The organism is Candidatus Dependentiae bacterium, assembly GCA_040878395.1.
Classification (GTDB): domain Bacteria; phylum Babelota; class Babeliae; order Babelales; family Vermiphilaceae; genus JAKBEL01.
Genome location: JBBDMI010000004.1, coordinates 1 through 16,158, shown reverse-complemented (window position 1 = coordinate 16,158; position 16,158 = coordinate 1). Strand labels below are relative to the sequence as shown.

The window sequence follows — 16,158 nt, the reverse complement described above, 5'->3', positions numbered from 1 at the left end:
CAAGTACAAAATAGAATGCTTTGTTTTATTAAATAAAATGGATATTAATAATGGAAAAAATAATAGTTGATCTAACGCATACCTTGCATAGTAGCGTGCCAACATGGACAGGTAGCTGTGGTTTTGCATCAAAAATAAAGTTGGATTATGATCAGGGATGTAGAGTCCAGGATATTAAGATGCATGCAGGGATTGGTACGCATATTGATGCGCCGGCACATTTTTTTTCGGGCGCAATGGAAGTGGAAGATATTTCTTTGAGTCAGTTAATTGCGCCGTTACTTGTTGTTGATGTGCGTCATAAGGTCAACAATAATTATGACTATGTGGTTTCATCAAAAGATATACAGGCTTTTGAGCAAAAGTTTGGAAAAATAGATGCCGAAAGTTTGGTTGTTTTTCATACCGGATGGTCCGATCGTTGGCATGATGCTCAATTATATCGTAATTGTGATGCAAAAAGCAGAATGCATTTTCCTTCAGTTTCCGCTGACGTTGGAGATATACTTTTGCAACGGGATGTTGCAGGAATGGGTATTGATACATTGTCGCCGGATTGTTCCACAGCGTTGTTTCCGGTGCATGAAAAACTATTGGGTGCCAATAAGTATATTGTGGAGAATGTAGCAAATTTGCAGAATATCGATCAAATAGGCTTTGTTGCTTATGTTTTGCCAATTAAAGCTAATAATTTAGTTGAAGCTCCTGTTAGGTTTATTGCGATAAAAAGGAATGCAGATGTTTGATCTGTTTTTATATCAATACTATTTTGTTATATTGAAATCAATTATTTTGCAAAAGGATTAATCGGTGAAAGTGATAGTTGATGCTTATAACGTATTGTATGCAATGGTTAAAACAGATCGTGTAAATGAAAATGAGCGCAAGCATTTTATAGGTCTGCTTGCTGCTTATGCAAAGCGTAAAAAAAATAAAGTGATTGTTGTTTTTGATGCCGGACCATTTCTATTTCCTTCTACTGAACAACAAAAGGGGATTACCGTGAAGTATTCCGGTCCTAATGATTCAGCTGATGATATTATTATGCGTTATATTAAAAAGCATCAAGGTCAGAGTATGATGTTAGCTTCATCGGATCGTGAGCTATGTTTAGCGGCGCAGTATTATGCTGTTGAATCGGTGACTGCGCAAGATTTCCATGCGTTATTGGTTGAACATCAAATGGATAAAGCGCCATTAAAAAAAACAGATCAGGCGATTAAAATTTCTTCAGATTCAGATGAGATGGTTGATGCACTCATGCGTCAGACACGCGTACCTTTAAAAGCTGATGATATGCGAAGCCCGATTGATGAGCGAAAGGCTGCATCACAAAAAGCATCAAAAAAAGAACGTAAACGTATGCAAAAATTAAAGAAGCTATAACAAATGAATAAGATAATATATGGCGCCAATGAGGTTGATTTGGTTGCGCAAAAACTCAAAAATGAACTTGTCGGATGTAAAGTTGTTACATTTACCGGACCTTTGGGTGCTGGTAAAACGACACTTATTCGTGCATTAGGAAAGGCCCTTGGCATCAAGGATGAAATCACCAGTCCAACATTTGCCTATATGAATATGTATGGCAATGAGGCAAATGAGCGTTTTGTTCATTTTGATTTGTATCGATTGAACAATATAGATGAGTTTATTGCAGCAGGTTTTGATGAGTATTTAGATGAAGATATGGTATTTGTTGAATGGCCGGAAATTATAAATCCGTTGCTTAAGTTGGTGCCAACTTGTCATGTTGTTATCGATTATGAAGGCATAGATAGACGTGTTTTACATATTAATAAAGAGTTGTTATGAGTGAATTAAAAAGTCCGTTAGAACAGAAACCTGATTATTTGGTGTGCATTTGTTATGGGGTGATGTATTCAGAGATTGTGCAAGCGATAAACGATGGGTGTGAAGATTTTGATTGTTTACAAGAGCAGTTAATGGTTGGCACCGGATGTTCCAGTTGTATTGAAGAAATTCATGAAATATTGCAAGAAACGGCTTCTGGTAAATGAATTGATTTTCTTGTCTTAATTATTCTAGACTTTTTCCAGCATATTATTTATAACACAGCATAGCATGTTTAACGTTTAATCCTTTTAAGGGAGATGGTGTAATGCGTAAGTGGGAAATGTTTTTGTTATTGTCTTTGTATCCGGGTTTTTTGTGTGCTTTTGATGGCGGTTCTTCTGATGACGAATGTGAGGCAAGCAGTTTTAATTTGGTATTAAAACGGTTAGAAAATAAGGATAAAAAGTTTATTGGTGGAGGGACGCATAATCCGGTCGGTTTTTCATGCATGCAGGAAGGTAAGTATGGTTGTCAGGGCATGCTTTATGCCGGACGATTTAAAGATGACATTAATATTAAAGTGCCGACAAATCCTCTAGATTTGGGTGTAATGTTATGTATCGGTAAATATAGATATAGTATATTTAGGAAATCAGATGTGTCAGAAAAGATTGTAGTGCGTGAATACGGCCGAAGTGAAGGTGAATATGAAGATGTATCTGTTGCGGTGCAAAGTATGCCTTATCCTCGGCTCGGTGATATTTATTTTGTGTTGAAATTTGGCCATAAATCAGGTAAAGGTGTTCCGTTTACTGCATTGTGTCAAACTGTGTTAGCTAAGCAACAAAGTGCTGTGTCAGGAGTTGTGGTGCATTCGCCGCCTGAGGGGGCTGTTGATTATACCCAAGTTCGTCCTGCATACAATCGAGCTTATAAAGAAAAACGAAAAAGATAGGTTATTATTTTTTCTTGAATGTTTCTTGTAAATATAAAAAAATCATGATAGATGATGGTAGTCTTAATTTTTATTCATGATTAACTAAAGAGGAATCTGTCATGAAAAAAGTAGTTTTGGTTTCATTGTTGATAGGTTGTTTAGCGCCACTTGCTTATGGTGCATCTCAAGAATCTGCAGTAGAAAAAAAACATACCAAAAGGCATCGCAGTAAAAGTAAGAAAAGTGAAGCTGCTACATTTGGAAATTGTATAATAGATTCTATTTATAACAAAGGGCATCATCGAGTTCTATTTATTACACCCAAAGGCCATAGATATTTTATAAAACCGAATGAGTTGCGGAAGGTTGCAGTTTTATTTACAATTTCTGAAAGAAAAGCAGCGGCAGAAATTACTACAAAAGAAGTTGAAGAAAATCATTATTTGATGGACAAAGGGGATCATTCTTTTGTGCTCCGTTTAACTCCTGATGGTTTGACTGTGCATCGCATAGATGATGCAGGAACGGTCAAAAAGGGTCGGACATTACTTCCGGTTGATACACAAGATGTTACAAAAGATTTAGCGATTTTACATGCAGAACGTAATAAAACAGGAGCATTTAAGTTGCATGATGTCGGTGAATTGCAAAAAGAAATGAAAGAACGTGCGTCAACTCAAAAAAGATCTTCATTGTCCTCAATAGTGCGAAAGAATGGCGGTTCTTCAGCTGGTCAAGGCGGTGTTAGAGCAAGAAATGTAGTAAAAAGCTAAAAAAACATTAAATTTTAGTTGAAATCTCTTTAAAAAAGCAATATTATAGGATAACAAGTTTTATTTGACATTCAGGCGAGATTCCCGAGCGGTCAAAGGGGACGGACTGTAAATCCGTTGGCTTAGCCTTCGCAGGTTCGAATCCTGCTCTCGCCACCAACCTTCGCCAAGGCTTCGGTTGGCAGGTCAACTTTGAAAAAAGAATTTGACATTAATTGTTAAGATAGTTTTTGCCATAAAGGGCGAAGGTTGTCCGTCGTAGCTTGTCAAGTCGGAAGACGTGGATAAGCGTAGACTGGACTTCTTTGCAGAGCTTCGTGTGGCATGCCATACTTTGCTTTTATAGTGAAGATTCGCATGGCTTAAATAAATTGTATTTAAGTGTTGGTAGATTTTTTTTAAAAAATGGTTAAGCTAATAAAACTTTATCATTTTGTGAAAATAGAAAATTAGATTAATATTTGCAGATGCAAATTAAAATAAGTTGTTTGAAATAAGGTTGGAAAGCGGGAGTAGCTCAATTGGCTAGAGCGACAGCCTTCCAAGCTGTAGGTTACGGGTTCGAGTCCCGTTTCCCGCTCCAAAATAATAAAAATGAGTTGGCTGGCGTAGCTCAGTTGGTAGAGCAGCTGATTTGTAATCAGCAGGTCGCTAGTTCGAATCTAGTCGCCAGCTCCATTTTATTCGACTTAAAAAGAAAAAAAATAATTTGTTTTTTTTCTTTTTTTTATTTACTCTAATATAAATGAGTATTGGAATCGCCCACGTAGCTCAGTCGGTAGAGCACTTCCTTGGTAAGGGAGAGGTCATCGGTTCAAATCCGATCGCGGGCTCCATAGGCTCCATCTGACGGTAGATTTTCGTAAATTTATAGTAGGCTTAGCATGGCAAAAAAAGAAAATCGTTTTGTGATCACGCTTCGTAGCACTGAGAGTGCTGATACGTACACAACAACAAAAAGCAAAAAAAATACCCCTGGAAGACTTGAATTAAAAAAGTATGATCGTGTGCTTCGAAAGCATGTGATTTTCAGGGAATCGAAGTAGTAATTAGGCCAGTAGCTCGAACGGTAGAGCGGCAGACTCCAAATCTGATGGTTGGGGGTTCGAATCCCTCCTGGCCTGCCAAAATCGAGAGTATGGGCGAAAAAATTTTTTTAGAAAATAGATTGTGGATGGACTATGAAAGATATTGTACTGTTCTTAAGTCAAGTGCGCGTTGAGTTAGCAAAAGTTGTTTGGCCAAAATTTGATGATTGGATAGGTTCAACAATTGTTGTACTGGTGCTCATAGCGCTTTTTTCTATCTATCTTTTTTTTATTGATTCGATGTTTTCTCAATTGATGCGATGGGTGTTGACCTATCAAGGCCTCAGATAAAAGTTAGGATATGGTCGAATGAAACAATGGTACGTTGCTCAAGTTTATGCTGGATATGAAGATGCAATCAAAGCTGATCTTGAAAAGCAGATAAAAAAGAAAGAGTTAGAAGAAGATTTTGGTCAGATTTTGGTTCCTTCAGCCAAAATGAAAAGTTTTTTTCAGGCTCAAGAGTCAACTGACGAGCAACTATTTCCTGGTTATGTCCTTGTTGAAATGGAAGCTAGGCCTGAGACTATTCGATTGGTTACATCAAGTTTGCGTGTTTTGCGCTTTTTAGGTGGAAAAAATCCGATACCAATAACAAAGAAAGAAATTGATCGAATTGTTTCCCAAATGAAGGGGGAGGTCGTTGTTTCAACTGATAAAGCAGAATTTGCCGAGGGGCAAGAGGTCGATATTGAAGAAGGACCATTTGCAGGATTTGTTGGGATCATCGATAAAGTTGATCAAGAAAGTGAAAAGCTCACAGTTATGGTCAGTATTTTTGGCCGTATGACGCCTGTTGAGTTAGGGTTTAATCAAGTTAAACGATAAGAAATGTTTAATACTATAGGTTAAAGATGGCAAAACCAATTAAAGCACAAATTAAATTGCAAATTCCTGGTGGAGGTGCAACACCTGCGCCGCCAGTCGGTTCATCGCTTGGGCAACAGGGTGCAAACATTATGGACTTCTGCAAGCAATTTAATGCTGCGACGTCTAGTAGACGAGGTGAGATTGTTCCCGTAATCATTACGGTGTATACTGATAGATCATTTAGTTTTATTACTAAAACACAACCGACAACTGAGCTAATTAAAAAGAAAGTTTCAGCAAAAAAAGGTTCTTCAAGACCTAATGTTGATAAAGTTGGCAAGTTGACATGGAAAGATGTTGAAGAAATCGCAAAAGTAAAAATGCCCGATTTGAATGCTGTCGATATTGAGCAAGCAAAAAAAATTGTTGCCGGTAGCGCCAGAAGTATGGGGGTTGATGTTATCGACGGATAACTCGAGGAAATACATATGTCCAAACACGGAAAAAAATATATCGAAGCTCGACAATCAGTAGAAAGCCCTACTCCTGTTTCTGTTAAAGAAGCATTGGATAAGGTTAAAAAAGCTGTTTTTACAAAATTTAATGAATCAGTTGATGTATCAGTCAATCTTGGCATTGATGCTTCAAAGGGTGACCAAGGTGTACGCGGATCGGTCGTTTTGCCGCATGGCAGAGGGAAAGTGCCGCGTGTTATCGTTTTTGCTAAAGGCGATCATGCTCAAGAGGCTGAAAAAGCCGGAGCAGACTTTGTTGGAGCTGAAGATTTGATTGAAAAGATTAAAAATGGATGGATGGAGTTTGATTACGCCGTTTCAACTCCAGATTTAATGGCTGCAGTTGGTAAATTAGCTAAATTGCTTGGTCCACGAGGACTGTTGCCTAATAAAAAATTAGGTACAGTTACTTTTGAGGTTGCTGCTATTGTAGACGAGCTCAAAAAAGGACGTGCATTTTTCAAAAATGATAAACAAGGAATTGTTCATTTTAGCTTTGGTAAGGTGTCTTTTGATACTGATAAGTTACATGAAAATTTCAAATCATTTGTTAAAGCTATTATGTCTGCAAAGCCAGCGGCATCAAAAGGTAAATACCTTAAAAAAATAAGTATATCTTCCACTATGGGGCCTGGCATCTCGGTTAATCCTGAAGATGTATTATAGCTGAGGAACTAGAAAACTATGAATCGTGAACAGAAAGCTGCGGTAGTCGCATCGCTAAAAGATAGTTTTGCTCAAAGTAATGCTTCATTTGTTGTTAAATATCCTGGTTTGACTGTAGAGCAAATGCAAAAATTGCGTAATGATTTACGTGCTGAAGGGGCAACCTTAAAAGTTACTAAAGCACGTTTAATGAAATTAGCCGCAGATGGAAATCCTGACGCTGAAGTTATGGTTCCATATTTTAAAGAGCAAGTTGGTTTGGTATTTGCCAATCAAGAAGCACCATCAGTTGCAAAGATTTTGAGTGATTTCGCTAAAGATAATGAGGCATTGTCCATTATTGTCGGAAGTTTGGATCAAAATTTATTGACTCAAGCGGATGTAGTTAGAATTGCATCTTTGCCTACAAAAGAGGTTCTTTTGGCTCAATTGTGTGGTACATTGAATGCTCCTATAACAGGATTGGCGCGAGCTCTTACTATGATGCAGCTCAAACTGCTTTGGGCGTTGACTCGGATTGGGGAAAAAAAACAGTAATATGTTAAGGAGTGATGCATCTCTTAATCTATTACTAAGAAGAAGTGTTACTAAGTGAATTTGTTAAATCATAATTGTATAATTGTGGAGAACTAACATGGCATCAAAGTCATATGATAAATTGATTGATGAAATAGGCAATATGTCTGTTTTAGATTTGGCTGATTTTGTAAAATCATTAGAAGAAAAATTTGGCGTTTCGGCTGCAATGCCTACTGCTGCTGCACCTGCTGCTGGAGCAACTGCTGAAGAAGCTGTTGTAGAAAAGTCAGAATTTAAAGTGACTTTACAAGAAGCTGGTTCTGAAAAAATTAAAGCAATTAAAGCATTACGTTCTGTAACTCAGTTGAGCTTGTCAGATGCTAAAAAAGCTGTTGAAGAAGCACCGACTGTTATTGGTGAAAACGTAGCTAAAGAAGATGCAAATAAAATGAAAGAAGCTTTAGAAGCAGCTGGAGCGAAAGTACAGCTTTCTTAATAAAGTTTAAATTATTGAATTAAACGCATCAGTTTATTGAACGTATTAAATATTTTTTTAGTGCTAATACAAGGAGCAACTGAATGTCTAACTTGCATACGGGCAAGATTAATATTCGTAAATTATTTGGCAAAATAAAGGACATCGTCCCTGTTCCAAATTTGATTGAGATTCAATCTTCGTCATTTAATGATTTTGTACAATTGGATTATTTACCTGAGGAACGTAAACAAATTGGGCTCGAAAAAGTCTTGCGTGATATTTTTCCAATTGAATATGAAGATCGTATGTCATTGGAATATGTCAGTTATGAATTAGGAAGTTGGTCTTGTACGTGTGGAAAGTTAACTGGTATTGAAAACCGTTATAAATGGATCGATGCCAAGACTAAGAAATCCGGTTGCTCTCGATTAACTGATGCGCAAAAAAAAACTGCCCGTTATAAAACATGTCCAAACTGTCACTCTCGTGTTGTAATAAAAATGCCAATGTCCCTTGATGAGTGTCGCTCATCGGGGCAAACATTTGCTATGCCACTGAAAGTGAAAATTCAATTGATTACTTGGGCAGTTGATGACAAAGAAAATAAAACTATTCAAGATGTTAAAGAACAAGACATTTTCTTTGCTGATGTGCCGGTCATGGCCGATTTATATGAGGAGCATGGCCGCTTTAAATTAGGGGACTTAGGAACCTTTTTAATTAACGGTGTTGATCGTGTTATTGTGAGTCAATTACACAGATCTGCAGGTGTAGTGTTTTCACAAAGTAAAAAGGTTAAAGATTATCGTGGGCGTCCTTATTATCTTGCTCGCATCATACCGATGCGTGGTTCATGGTTAGATTTTGAGTTTGACAGTAGCGACCACCTGTATATTCGCATTGATAAAAAGAAAAAACTGCTTGTGACCACTTTTCTGCAAGCATTGGGTGTTCCACGCGATGACATTATTTCAATGTTCTATAATTTTGATACTGTTCATTTCGAAAAAGATGAATTTTATTCTATATTGGATGATTCATTGTTGGGACAGCGTATTGAACGTGGAATGTTGCCAGAAAATAAAGAAAAAGCATTTGTTGGAAAACGTATCACTAAAGAGATGCTGAAGCAGTTGAAAAAAGGCGGAATTGATCATCTTTACTTGCGCAAATCAAGTCTGATTAATCGTGTATTTGGAAAAGATGTAATTGACGAACAAACTGGTGAAATTATAGCACAACAAGGTGAGGTTTTTTCAGAAGAGTTTTACGAACAATTCCGTAAATGCAAAAAAATAAGTTTCGACTTAATACGTTCATCAGGTTATGTGTTTCAGCCAACTATTGCTATGACGTTGACGCAAGATACAACTATGACACAAGACGAAGCGTTAAAAGAATTACATGCAAAAGTATGGCCGGGTGACAGCTCTTCTTTGAAAGAGATTAAAGAGCGCATTGAAAATGCTTTATTTAATTCTCGATTTTATGATCTGACACGTGTTGGGCGCATTCGTATGAATCGCAAGTTGGGTCTATCAGTACCTGAAGAAATTGTATCATTAACACAAGAAGATATCATTGCAACAATTCGTTACTTGGTTAATTTACGTGAGCGTGGAGAAGGTGAACTGGATGATATCGATCATTTGGGAAACCGTCGTGTGCGCTTAGTGGGTGAATTATTGAGTAACCAAGTATACCTAGGTTTCTTGCGAATAGATCGTATTATACGTGAACGTTTCCGCATGCAAGAAGCACATAGTGCATTGATGCCTCAAGATTTTCTCAATGTTAAGCCGCTAAGTGCTGTATTACGAGAGTTTTTTGGTTTAGGTCAATTGTCTCAGTTTATGGATCAAACAAATCCATTGGCTGAAATTGCACATAAACGTCGCTTATCTGCTCTTGGGCCCGGCGGTGTAATGAAAGATCGTGCGACTTTTGAAATTCGTGATGTACATACATCTCATTATGGTCGTATATGTCCTATTGAAACTCCTGAGGGTCAAACGGTTGGTTTGATTTCGTCACTTGCTACTTATGCAATGGTAAATGATTTAGGATTCATCGAAACTGCTTATCGTCCGGTTAAAGATAAAAAAATATTGGATGACGTTGTCTTTTTAGATGCGTTTGAAGAATCAGATAAATATATTGCTCAAGCCGATGTTGATACAACAAGTGATCAAAAGCTTAAAGAAGATAAAGTTTTTACTCGTCATCAGGGTAACTTTATGTATGTTGATGCAGATCGGATTAGTTTTATCGATTTGTCACCAAAACAGTTGGTGTCTGTATCATCAGCATTGATTCCTTTCTTAGAGCATGATGATGCTACACGTGCGCTTATGGGTGCAAATATGCAACGCCAAGCAGTACCACTTATCCGTCCTCAGGCGCCAATTGTTGGTACCGGTATGGAAAAAGAGATTGCAAAAGATTCTGGCGGTGCAATTGTGGCAAAACGTGATGGTATTGTTGAGTATGTTTCATCTGACAAAATAATTATTCGCACAGATGAAAAAGAGTTTATTTCTGCTGATGACTGGATTCATCAAGGAATAGACACGTATCCATTGCAAAAATTTAGACGTTCAAGTTATAGTACATGGATTCATCAGCGCCCTGTAATTAAGCGTGGTGATCACGTTAAGGCCGGTGATATTTTAACCGACGGTTCTTCTATTGAGCATGGTGAATTAGCTCTTGGTTCTAACTTAAATGTGGCATTTATGCCATGGAACGGTTATAACTTTGAGGATGCTATTGTTCTATCGGAACGTTTGGTTGCCGACGATGCTTTAACTTCGGTTCATATTGATGAATATGTGATTGATGCTCGCGATACAAAACTTGGACCTGAAGAGATTACACGTGATATTCCAAATGTCAGTGAATCAGCATTATCCGGATTGGATGATGATGGCATTGTTCGTATTGGTACTCGAGTAAAACCGGGTGACATTTTAGTCGGTAAAGTAACATTAAAAGGTGATATTCAATATTCACCTGAAGAAAAATTGCTTCGAGCTATATTTGGTGAAAAATCTCGTGAAGTAAGAGACACTTCATTACGAGTTCCGCCTGGAGTAACCGGTACTATTACAGATGTTAAAATTTTCTCTCGAAGTGGTATCAGAAAAGATAAACGCTATAAAGAAGAAATTGATAAACAAATAAAAAAACTTGAGCTTGATTTTGTAGATCATATAAACACATTACAAGTTATGTTGTGTGAAAAAATGAGTGGTTTACTACATGATAATGAGCCTGCAACGCATACAATAAAAGAGGCGATTAAGGGTAAAACGTTTAATAAAGACGCTATTGCTGCCCTGTCCTTTGAAGATGTTTGTGGTTTAAAGTCAAAGAGCAAAACAGTTAATGATGAAATTAAAGAGCTGAAAGATGCTTATGAAAACCAGATTCGTATATTAACAGGCCTGAAAGAAGAGCATGCTAATAGATTGAAAAAAGGTGATCCATTACCATCAGGTGTAATTAAGATGGTAAAAGTATATATCGCCATGAAACGTTTAATTTCGGCTGGTGATAAACTTGCAGGTCGTCACGGTAACAAAGGTGTAGTTTCTACTATTGTTGCTCGAGAAGATATGCCTTATTTAGATGACGGTACAACAATTGATATTGTATTGAATCCTGTAGGTGTTCCTTCACGTATGAACGTAGGGCAGATTTTAGAGACAGCTCTTGGCTTAGCCGGTAAAGAACTTGGAAAGAAAATAGCAAAATATATTGCTGATAATGGAATGAAAAACATCAAGGAAGAACTGTCAACATGTTACAGCAAAAAGATTATTGATTCAATTGAAAAAGAATTTGGGCATGACGGTATAATTGAATTGGCTAAACGTTCAGCAAAACATGGTGTTTCATTCCAAACACCAGTGTTTGATGGTGCAACATATGATGACGACATTAAGCCATTATTAAAAGAATTAGGTTTGTCAACTTCAGGTGCATTTAAATTGAGAAATGGTCGAACCGGTCAATATTTTGATCAGCCGGTTACAGTTGGTGCAATTTATATGATGAAATTAAATCATATGGTTGACGATAAGCTTCATGCGCGTTCAGTTGGACCATACTCACTTGTAACGCAACAACCATTAGGTGGTAAAGCACAAATGGGTGGACAGCGACTTGGAGAAATGGAGGTTTGGGCATTGGAAGCATATGGGGCAGCATATACATTGCAAGAAATGCTTACATACAAATCTGATGATGTAACAGGTCGTCATAAAGTATATGAAGCTATAGTCCGGGGTGAGGAAGTTCCTGATCCGGGCGTTCCAGAATCATTTAATGTGTTAATAAAAGAGCTTCAAAGTTTAGCGTTGCAAGTTGACTTGTTCAAGAGCGGCAAGGAGAAAGTCAGTGAATAGCAAGATGTTAGAACGTTTTAGAGAATACGTTAACGTTACACAATTTAATGCAATTAAAGTTGGATTAGCTTCTCCTGATAAGATTAAATCATTATCTTATGGTGAAGTTAAAAAAATAGAGACTATTAACTATCGTACTTTAAAACCTGAACGTGATGGTTTGTTTTGTGCCCGTATTTTTGGACCAGTAAAAGACTGGGAATGCAATTGCGGAAAATACAAACGTATGAAACACCGTGGGGTAACTTGTGAAAAATGTGGTGTTGAAGTTATTCAATCACGCGTTCGTCGTGAGCGCATGGGTCATATTGAATTAGTTGCGCCGGTATCACATATTTGGTACTTAAAAGGTATTCCAAGTTATTTAGGTTTGATTCTTGACCTTCCAGTTAAGGATTTAGAGCGTATTATTTATTTTGATGCCTATGTTGTGATTCATCAAGGGAAATCTCCTTATCCTCGAAAAACTTTGCTATCAACATCTGAATTAAATCAGTATGAAGATGCACATTTAGATGATACTGATTTTAAAGCTGAAAATGGCGCAGAAGCTATAAAAGAACTTCTGTCCATGTTGGATTTAAAGTTAGAAGTGGTAACGCTAGAAGAAGAATATAAAAAGACTGCTTCTGTTGCTGTTCGTCATAAAGTTATGCGTCGTATGAAGGTTTTTTCAAACTTATTGCAAGCGAATTTACGTCCAGAATGGATGGTGATGACTGTATTGCCGGTATTGCCTCCTGATTTGCGTCCGTTGGTACCTCTTGAGGGGGGTCGTTTTGCAAGTTCAGATTTAAATGAATTATATAGACGTGTATTGAATAGAAATATTCGTTTGCAACGACTGATTGAGATTGATGCTCCATCAGTGATTATTAAAAATGAAAAAAGAATGTTGCAAGAGTCGGTTGATGCTTTAATTGATAATGGTCGTCGTGGACAACCTGTTCGTGGTTCAAATCGTAGACCACTTAAATCATTAAGTGAAATGCTTCGTGGTAAGCAAGGTCGATTCCGTCAAAATTTACTTGGTCGTCGTGTTGATTATTCAGGACGTTCTGTAATTGTGGTTAACCCATTATTACGTATGGACCAATGTGGTATTCCAAAAATTATGGCATTAGAATTATTTAAGTCCTATGTTTATGGTGCGCTATTAAAGCAGGAAATTGCTCCTAATTTACGTGTTGCCAAAAAGATGGTTGAAGATTTAGAGCCGGAAATTTGGGATGTATTAGAAGAGGTCGTTAAAGATCGTCCAGTGCTATTGAACCGTGCACCAACATTGCATAGACTTGGTATTCAAGCCTTTTATCCCGTGCTTGTTGAAGGTAAAGCTATTACTGTTCATCCATTAGTATGTTCAGCATTCAACGCTGACTTTGATGGTGACCAAATGGCTGTTCATATTCCATTAAGCAAAAAAGCTCAGCTTGAGTCTCAGAATTTAATGTTATCTACGAATAATATTTTATCACCTTCAAATGGTCGTCCAGTAACTGTGCCGTCACAGGACATGGTTCTTGGTCTCTATTATATGACCAAGACAAGACATGGCGCATTAGGTGAAGGTTCTATTTTTGCAGATATGCAAGAAGTTATTACGGCATATCAATGTGGTCAAGTACATCTACATGCAAAAATTAAGATGCGTTTAAGCGATAGATCAATTGTGGATACCTCTGTGGGACGCGTACTTATTTATGATGCATTACCTAAAGGTGTTCCATTTGACTGGATTAACAAAGTCTTAAAGAAGAGTGCTTTGGGAAAACTTGTTGGAAAAATATACTACCGCTTTGGCAGTGAATCTACAGTGGAGACATTAGATAAAATTAAAGGTCTTGGTTTCCGTTTTTCTACTGAAGGTGGTATTTCAATTTCATTGCAAGATCTTGTTGTGCCTGAAAAAAAACATAAAATTGTTAAAAATGCCGAAAAGGCTGTTGATAAAGTTGAACAACTTTATATTGATGGTGTTATTACCAATGGTGAACGTTATAACAAAGTTCTTTCTATCTGGGGTCGAGCAACTGCCGATGTTGGAAAAGAAGTATTTAGTTATTTTGAAGAGCATGATACACAAGCATTTGAGAATGCAGACAATGAATTTATACCATTTAATCCTGTGTTTATGATGTTAGACTCAGGTTCTAAAGGTTCAAAAGAGCAAATTCGTCAGTTAGTTGGTATGCGTGGTCCGATGGCAAAACCATCAGGTGAAATTATCGAAACACCTGTTAAAACAAACTTTAAAGATGGTTTGAGTGTATTCGAATACTTTATTTCAACTCATGGTGCTCGTAAAGGGCAATCTGATACAGCATTGAAAACAGCGAACTCAGGTTATTTAACCCGTCGTTTGGTTGATGTTGCTCAAGATGTTATTGTTACCATGGAAGACTGTCGTACATTAGGATATGTAACTATAGAAGATTTAAAAGAATCTGATGAAGTTCTTTATCCATTATCAGGTCGTGTATTTGGACGTGTGCTTGCTACAGATGCAAAAGATCCAATTTCTGGGGAAATCTTGCTCAAACAAGGTACTGTAGTCGGTAGAGATCAGATTAGTGTTTTGGCTAATTCTGCTATTTCAAAAATTCAAGTAAAATCAGTTCTTACTTGCCAAGCAAAACGTGGTGTATGTGCACAATGTTATGGTTATGATTTATCAAAAGGTGCTATTTCTGATATTGGAAATACTGTTGGTACTATTGCAGCGCAGTCAATTGGTGAACCTGGAACACAGCTTACTATGAGAACGTTCCATATTGGTGGAACAGCGAGTGGTCTAACTGCACAGCCATATTTTGTAGCTAAGAAGAATGGTACGATTAAACTTGGTGGCATGAGTACAGTTGAAAATCGTGAAAATCAGACTTTGAACTTAAGTCGTAAAGCTAAATTATTGATTGTCTCTAAAGATGGTCGTGAAATACAAAGTAACGATGTAGAGTACGGATCAATCATATTGGTTAAAGATGGCCAAGAGGTTACTGTTGGCACAAAATTAGCTGAATGGGATCCTAATAGTAAGGTAATTTTAACTAAAAAAGCCGGTAAAATTGAATTTGTTGACTTGGTTGATAATGTTACTATGCAAGAACGCTTTGATGAAGCAACTGGTAGGTCTAGTTTAATTGTTCTTGAGCATCGTAGTGAAAAATTACAACCTGCCTTGCGAGTACTAGATTCTTCAGGAGAGGAAATTGCACATTACTTCTTGCCTGCAGGCTCACTCTTGATGGCAAATCAAGGTGATGTAGTACATACCGGTGATGTATTAGTTAGGATTCCACGTGAAAAACAACAAACAAAAGATATTACCGGTGGTTTATCACGTATTGCGGAGCTGTTTGAGGCTCGCGCGCCAAAAGATCCTGCAATTATTTCTGATATTGATGGTGAAGTTGTTTTTGGCGGTTTACATCGTGGTTTAAGAAAAATAAGTGTAGTCTCTGGAAATGAATCGTATGATTATTTTGTACCTCGAGGTAAACAGCTTAACGTGATGAACGGTAATCACGTGCAGTCAGGAGATAGACTTACAACTGGTACCCCAATTCTTCATGATATGTTACGTATTTTGGGTCCGGATGTTGTTCAAAGATATTTGGTTGATCAAATTCAAGAAATTTATCGCCTTACAGGTGTTGATATTAGTGATAAACATATTGAGCTTATTGTTCGTCAAATGATGCGTAAAGTGCGTATTACTGATCCAGGAGATACAGATTTCTTGATTGGTGATCGTGTAGATCGTATGCACTTTATGTCAGTAAACTCAGTGTTACGTTCCGAAGGGAAAAAAGTTGCAACGGCAAAACCTATTTTAATGGGTATTACACAAGCTTCATTGAGTACTGAAAGTTGGATTTCAGCAGCTTCATTCCAAGAAACAACACGTATCTTGACCGAAGCAGCAATTTCTGGACAGGCAGATTATCTTTACGGTCTGAAAGAAAATGTGACTGTTGGTAAGCTTATTCCTGCAGGAACAGGTATTCCATCATTTAGAAAAAAATATTTAGGAAATAGTACATCGACATTAGAACAACAGGCGTATGAACAAGAGATGGCTGAAGCAAAAGAGATAGAAGAAAAACAGATAGGCGCGTAGCTCAGTGGTAGAGCACTGCTTTGACGTAGCAGGGGTCAGCGGT

General features: G+C 37.4%; 15 protein-coding genes and 5 tRNA genes. All 20 read left to right on the top strand.

Annotated features, from left to right (window positions below; genetic code table 11):
- The first annotated feature begins 50 nt into the window (after positions 1-50).
- The 20 genes from WD055_01370 (at position 51) to rpoC (ending at position 16,115) form a co-directional block, all read left to right on the top strand.
- The gene (locus WD055_01370) at positions 51-746 is read left to right on the top strand and encodes a cyclase family protein (GenBank protein MEX0848856.1); all 696 of its coding nucleotides are present in this window, start codon (positions 51-53) and stop codon (positions 744-746) included.
- Between the two features lie 64 nt (positions 747-810).
- Positions 811-1,386, top strand: a complete 576-nt coding sequence (locus tag WD055_01365) for an NYN domain-containing protein (protein MEX0848855.1) — start codon at positions 811-813, stop codon at positions 1,384-1,386.
- A gap of 3 nt (positions 1,387-1,389) precedes the next feature.
- Complete coding sequence (tsaE, locus tag WD055_01360) at positions 1,390-1,815, top strand: tRNA (adenosine(37)-N6)-threonylcarbamoyltransferase complex ATPase subunit type 1 TsaE (protein MEX0848854.1); 426 nt, start codon at positions 1,390-1,392, stop codon at positions 1,813-1,815.
- Positions 1,812-2,021, top strand: coding sequence for a (2Fe-2S)-binding protein (locus WD055_01355; GenBank protein MEX0848853.1), 210 nt, complete (start codon positions 1,812-1,814; stop codon positions 2,019-2,021). The genes tsaE and WD055_01355 overlap by 4 nt, the downstream gene beginning before the upstream one ends.
- A gap of 101 nt (positions 2,022-2,122) precedes the next feature.
- Positions 2,123-2,752, top strand: a complete 630-nt coding sequence (locus WD055_01350) for a hypothetical protein (GenBank protein ID MEX0848852.1) — start codon at positions 2,123-2,125, stop codon at positions 2,750-2,752.
- 101 nt (positions 2,753-2,853) lie between these two features.
- Positions 2,854-3,507, top strand: a complete 654-nt coding sequence (locus tag WD055_01345) for a hypothetical protein (protein ID MEX0848851.1) — start codon at positions 2,854-2,856, stop codon at positions 3,505-3,507.
- A gap of 74 nt (positions 3,508-3,581) precedes the next feature.
- Positions 3,582-3,666, top strand: a tRNA-Tyr gene (locus WD055_01340).
- A gap of 347 nt (positions 3,667-4,013) precedes the next feature.
- A tRNA-Gly gene (locus tag WD055_01335) sits at positions 4,014-4,090 on the top strand.
- A 19-nt stretch (positions 4,091-4,109) separates the two neighbouring features.
- Positions 4,110-4,185: transfer RNA gene (locus tag WD055_01330), tRNA-Thr, on the top strand.
- A gap of 82 nt (positions 4,186-4,267) precedes the next feature.
- Positions 4,268-4,343 (top strand) — tRNA-Thr (locus WD055_01325).
- Between the two features lie 48 nt (positions 4,344-4,391).
- Positions 4,392-4,553 (top strand): 50S ribosomal protein L33, encoded by a 162-nt coding sequence (gene rpmG, locus WD055_01320; protein MEX0848850.1) that lies wholly within the window; start codon positions 4,392-4,394, stop codon positions 4,551-4,553.
- 5 nt (positions 4,554-4,558) lie between these two features.
- Positions 4,559-4,634 (top strand) — tRNA-Trp (locus tag WD055_01315).
- A gap of 54 nt (positions 4,635-4,688) precedes the next feature.
- Positions 4,689-4,886, top strand: coding sequence for a preprotein translocase subunit SecE (gene secE / locus WD055_01310; GenBank protein ID MEX0848849.1), 198 nt, complete (start codon positions 4,689-4,691; stop codon positions 4,884-4,886).
- Between the two features lie 18 nt (positions 4,887-4,904).
- Positions 4,905-5,423 carry a transcription termination/antitermination protein NusG gene (gene nusG, locus WD055_01305; protein ID MEX0848848.1) on the top strand — a complete coding sequence of 173 codons (519 nt, stop codon included), beginning with the start codon at positions 4,905-4,907 and terminating at the stop codon, positions 5,421-5,423.
- A gap of 26 nt (positions 5,424-5,449) precedes the next feature.
- Complete coding sequence (gene rplK / locus WD055_01300) at positions 5,450-5,878, top strand: 50S ribosomal protein L11 (protein MEX0848847.1); 429 nt, start codon at positions 5,450-5,452, stop codon at positions 5,876-5,878.
- 15 nt (positions 5,879-5,893) lie between these two features.
- Entirely contained in the window at positions 5,894-6,586 is a 693-nt protein-coding gene (gene rplA / locus WD055_01295; GenBank protein ID MEX0848846.1) for a 50S ribosomal protein L1, read from the top strand.
- Positions 6,587-6,604: 18 nt separating this feature from the next.
- Entirely contained in the window at positions 6,605-7,123 is a 519-nt protein-coding gene (gene rplJ, locus WD055_01290) for a 50S ribosomal protein L10 (protein ID MEX0848845.1), read from the top strand.
- A gap of 97 nt (positions 7,124-7,220) precedes the next feature.
- Positions 7,221-7,601 carry a 50S ribosomal protein L7/L12 gene (rplL, locus tag WD055_01285; GenBank protein ID MEX0848844.1) on the top strand — a complete coding sequence of 127 codons (381 nt, stop codon included), beginning with the start codon at positions 7,221-7,223 and terminating at the stop codon, positions 7,599-7,601.
- A gap of 83 nt (positions 7,602-7,684) precedes the next feature.
- Positions 7,685-11,992, top strand: a complete 4,308-nt coding sequence (gene rpoB, locus WD055_01280) for a DNA-directed RNA polymerase subunit beta (GenBank protein ID MEX0848843.1) — start codon at positions 7,685-7,687, stop codon at positions 11,990-11,992.
- Positions 11,985-16,115, top strand: coding sequence for a DNA-directed RNA polymerase subunit beta' (gene rpoC, locus WD055_01275; protein ID MEX0848842.1), 4,131 nt, complete (start codon positions 11,985-11,987; stop codon positions 16,113-16,115). Before rpoB ends, rpoC begins: the two co-directional genes overlap by 8 nt.
- Positions 16,116-16,158 lie beyond the last annotated feature (43 nt).

Excerpts from the sequence above, each read along its gene's own strand:
- rpmG (MEX0848850.1), top strand. The coding sequence starts at position 4,392 with ATGGCAAAAAAAGAAAATCGTTTTGTGATCACGCTTCGTAGCACTGAG.
- rpoB (MEX0848843.1), top strand. The coding sequence starts at position 7,685 with ATGTCTAACTTGCATACGGGCAAGATTAATATTCGTAAATTATTTGGC.
- rplK (MEX0848847.1), top strand. The coding sequence starts at position 5,450 with ATGGCAAAACCAATTAAAGCACAAATTAAATTGCAAATTCCTGGTGGA.
- WD055_01350 (MEX0848852.1), top strand. The coding sequence starts at position 2,123 with ATGCGTAAGTGGGAAATGTTTTTGTTATTGTCTTTGTATCCGGGTTTT.
- WD055_01345 (MEX0848851.1), top strand. The coding sequence starts at position 2,854 with ATGAAAAAAGTAGTTTTGGTTTCATTGTTGATAGGTTGTTTAGCGCCA.
- WD055_01355 (MEX0848853.1), top strand. The coding sequence starts at position 1,812 with ATGAGTGAATTAAAAAGTCCGTTAGAACAGAAACCTGATTATTTGGTG.
- WD055_01370 (MEX0848856.1), top strand. The coding sequence starts at position 51 with ATGGAAAAAATAATAGTTGATCTAACGCATACCTTGCATAGTAGCGTG.
- rplJ (MEX0848845.1), top strand. The coding sequence starts at position 6,605 with ATGAATCGTGAACAGAAAGCTGCGGTAGTCGCATCGCTAAAAGATAGT.
- secE (MEX0848849.1), top strand. The coding sequence starts at position 4,689 with ATGAAAGATATTGTACTGTTCTTAAGTCAAGTGCGCGTTGAGTTAGCA.
- tsaE (MEX0848854.1), top strand. The coding sequence starts at position 1,390 with ATGAATAAGATAATATATGGCGCCAATGAGGTTGATTTGGTTGCGCAA.
- rplL (MEX0848844.1), top strand. The coding sequence starts at position 7,221 with ATGGCATCAAAGTCATATGATAAATTGATTGATGAAATAGGCAATATG.
- nusG (MEX0848848.1), top strand. The coding sequence starts at position 4,905 with ATGAAACAATGGTACGTTGCTCAAGTTTATGCTGGATATGAAGATGCA.
- rplA (MEX0848846.1), top strand. The coding sequence starts at position 5,894 with ATGTCCAAACACGGAAAAAAATATATCGAAGCTCGACAATCAGTAGAA.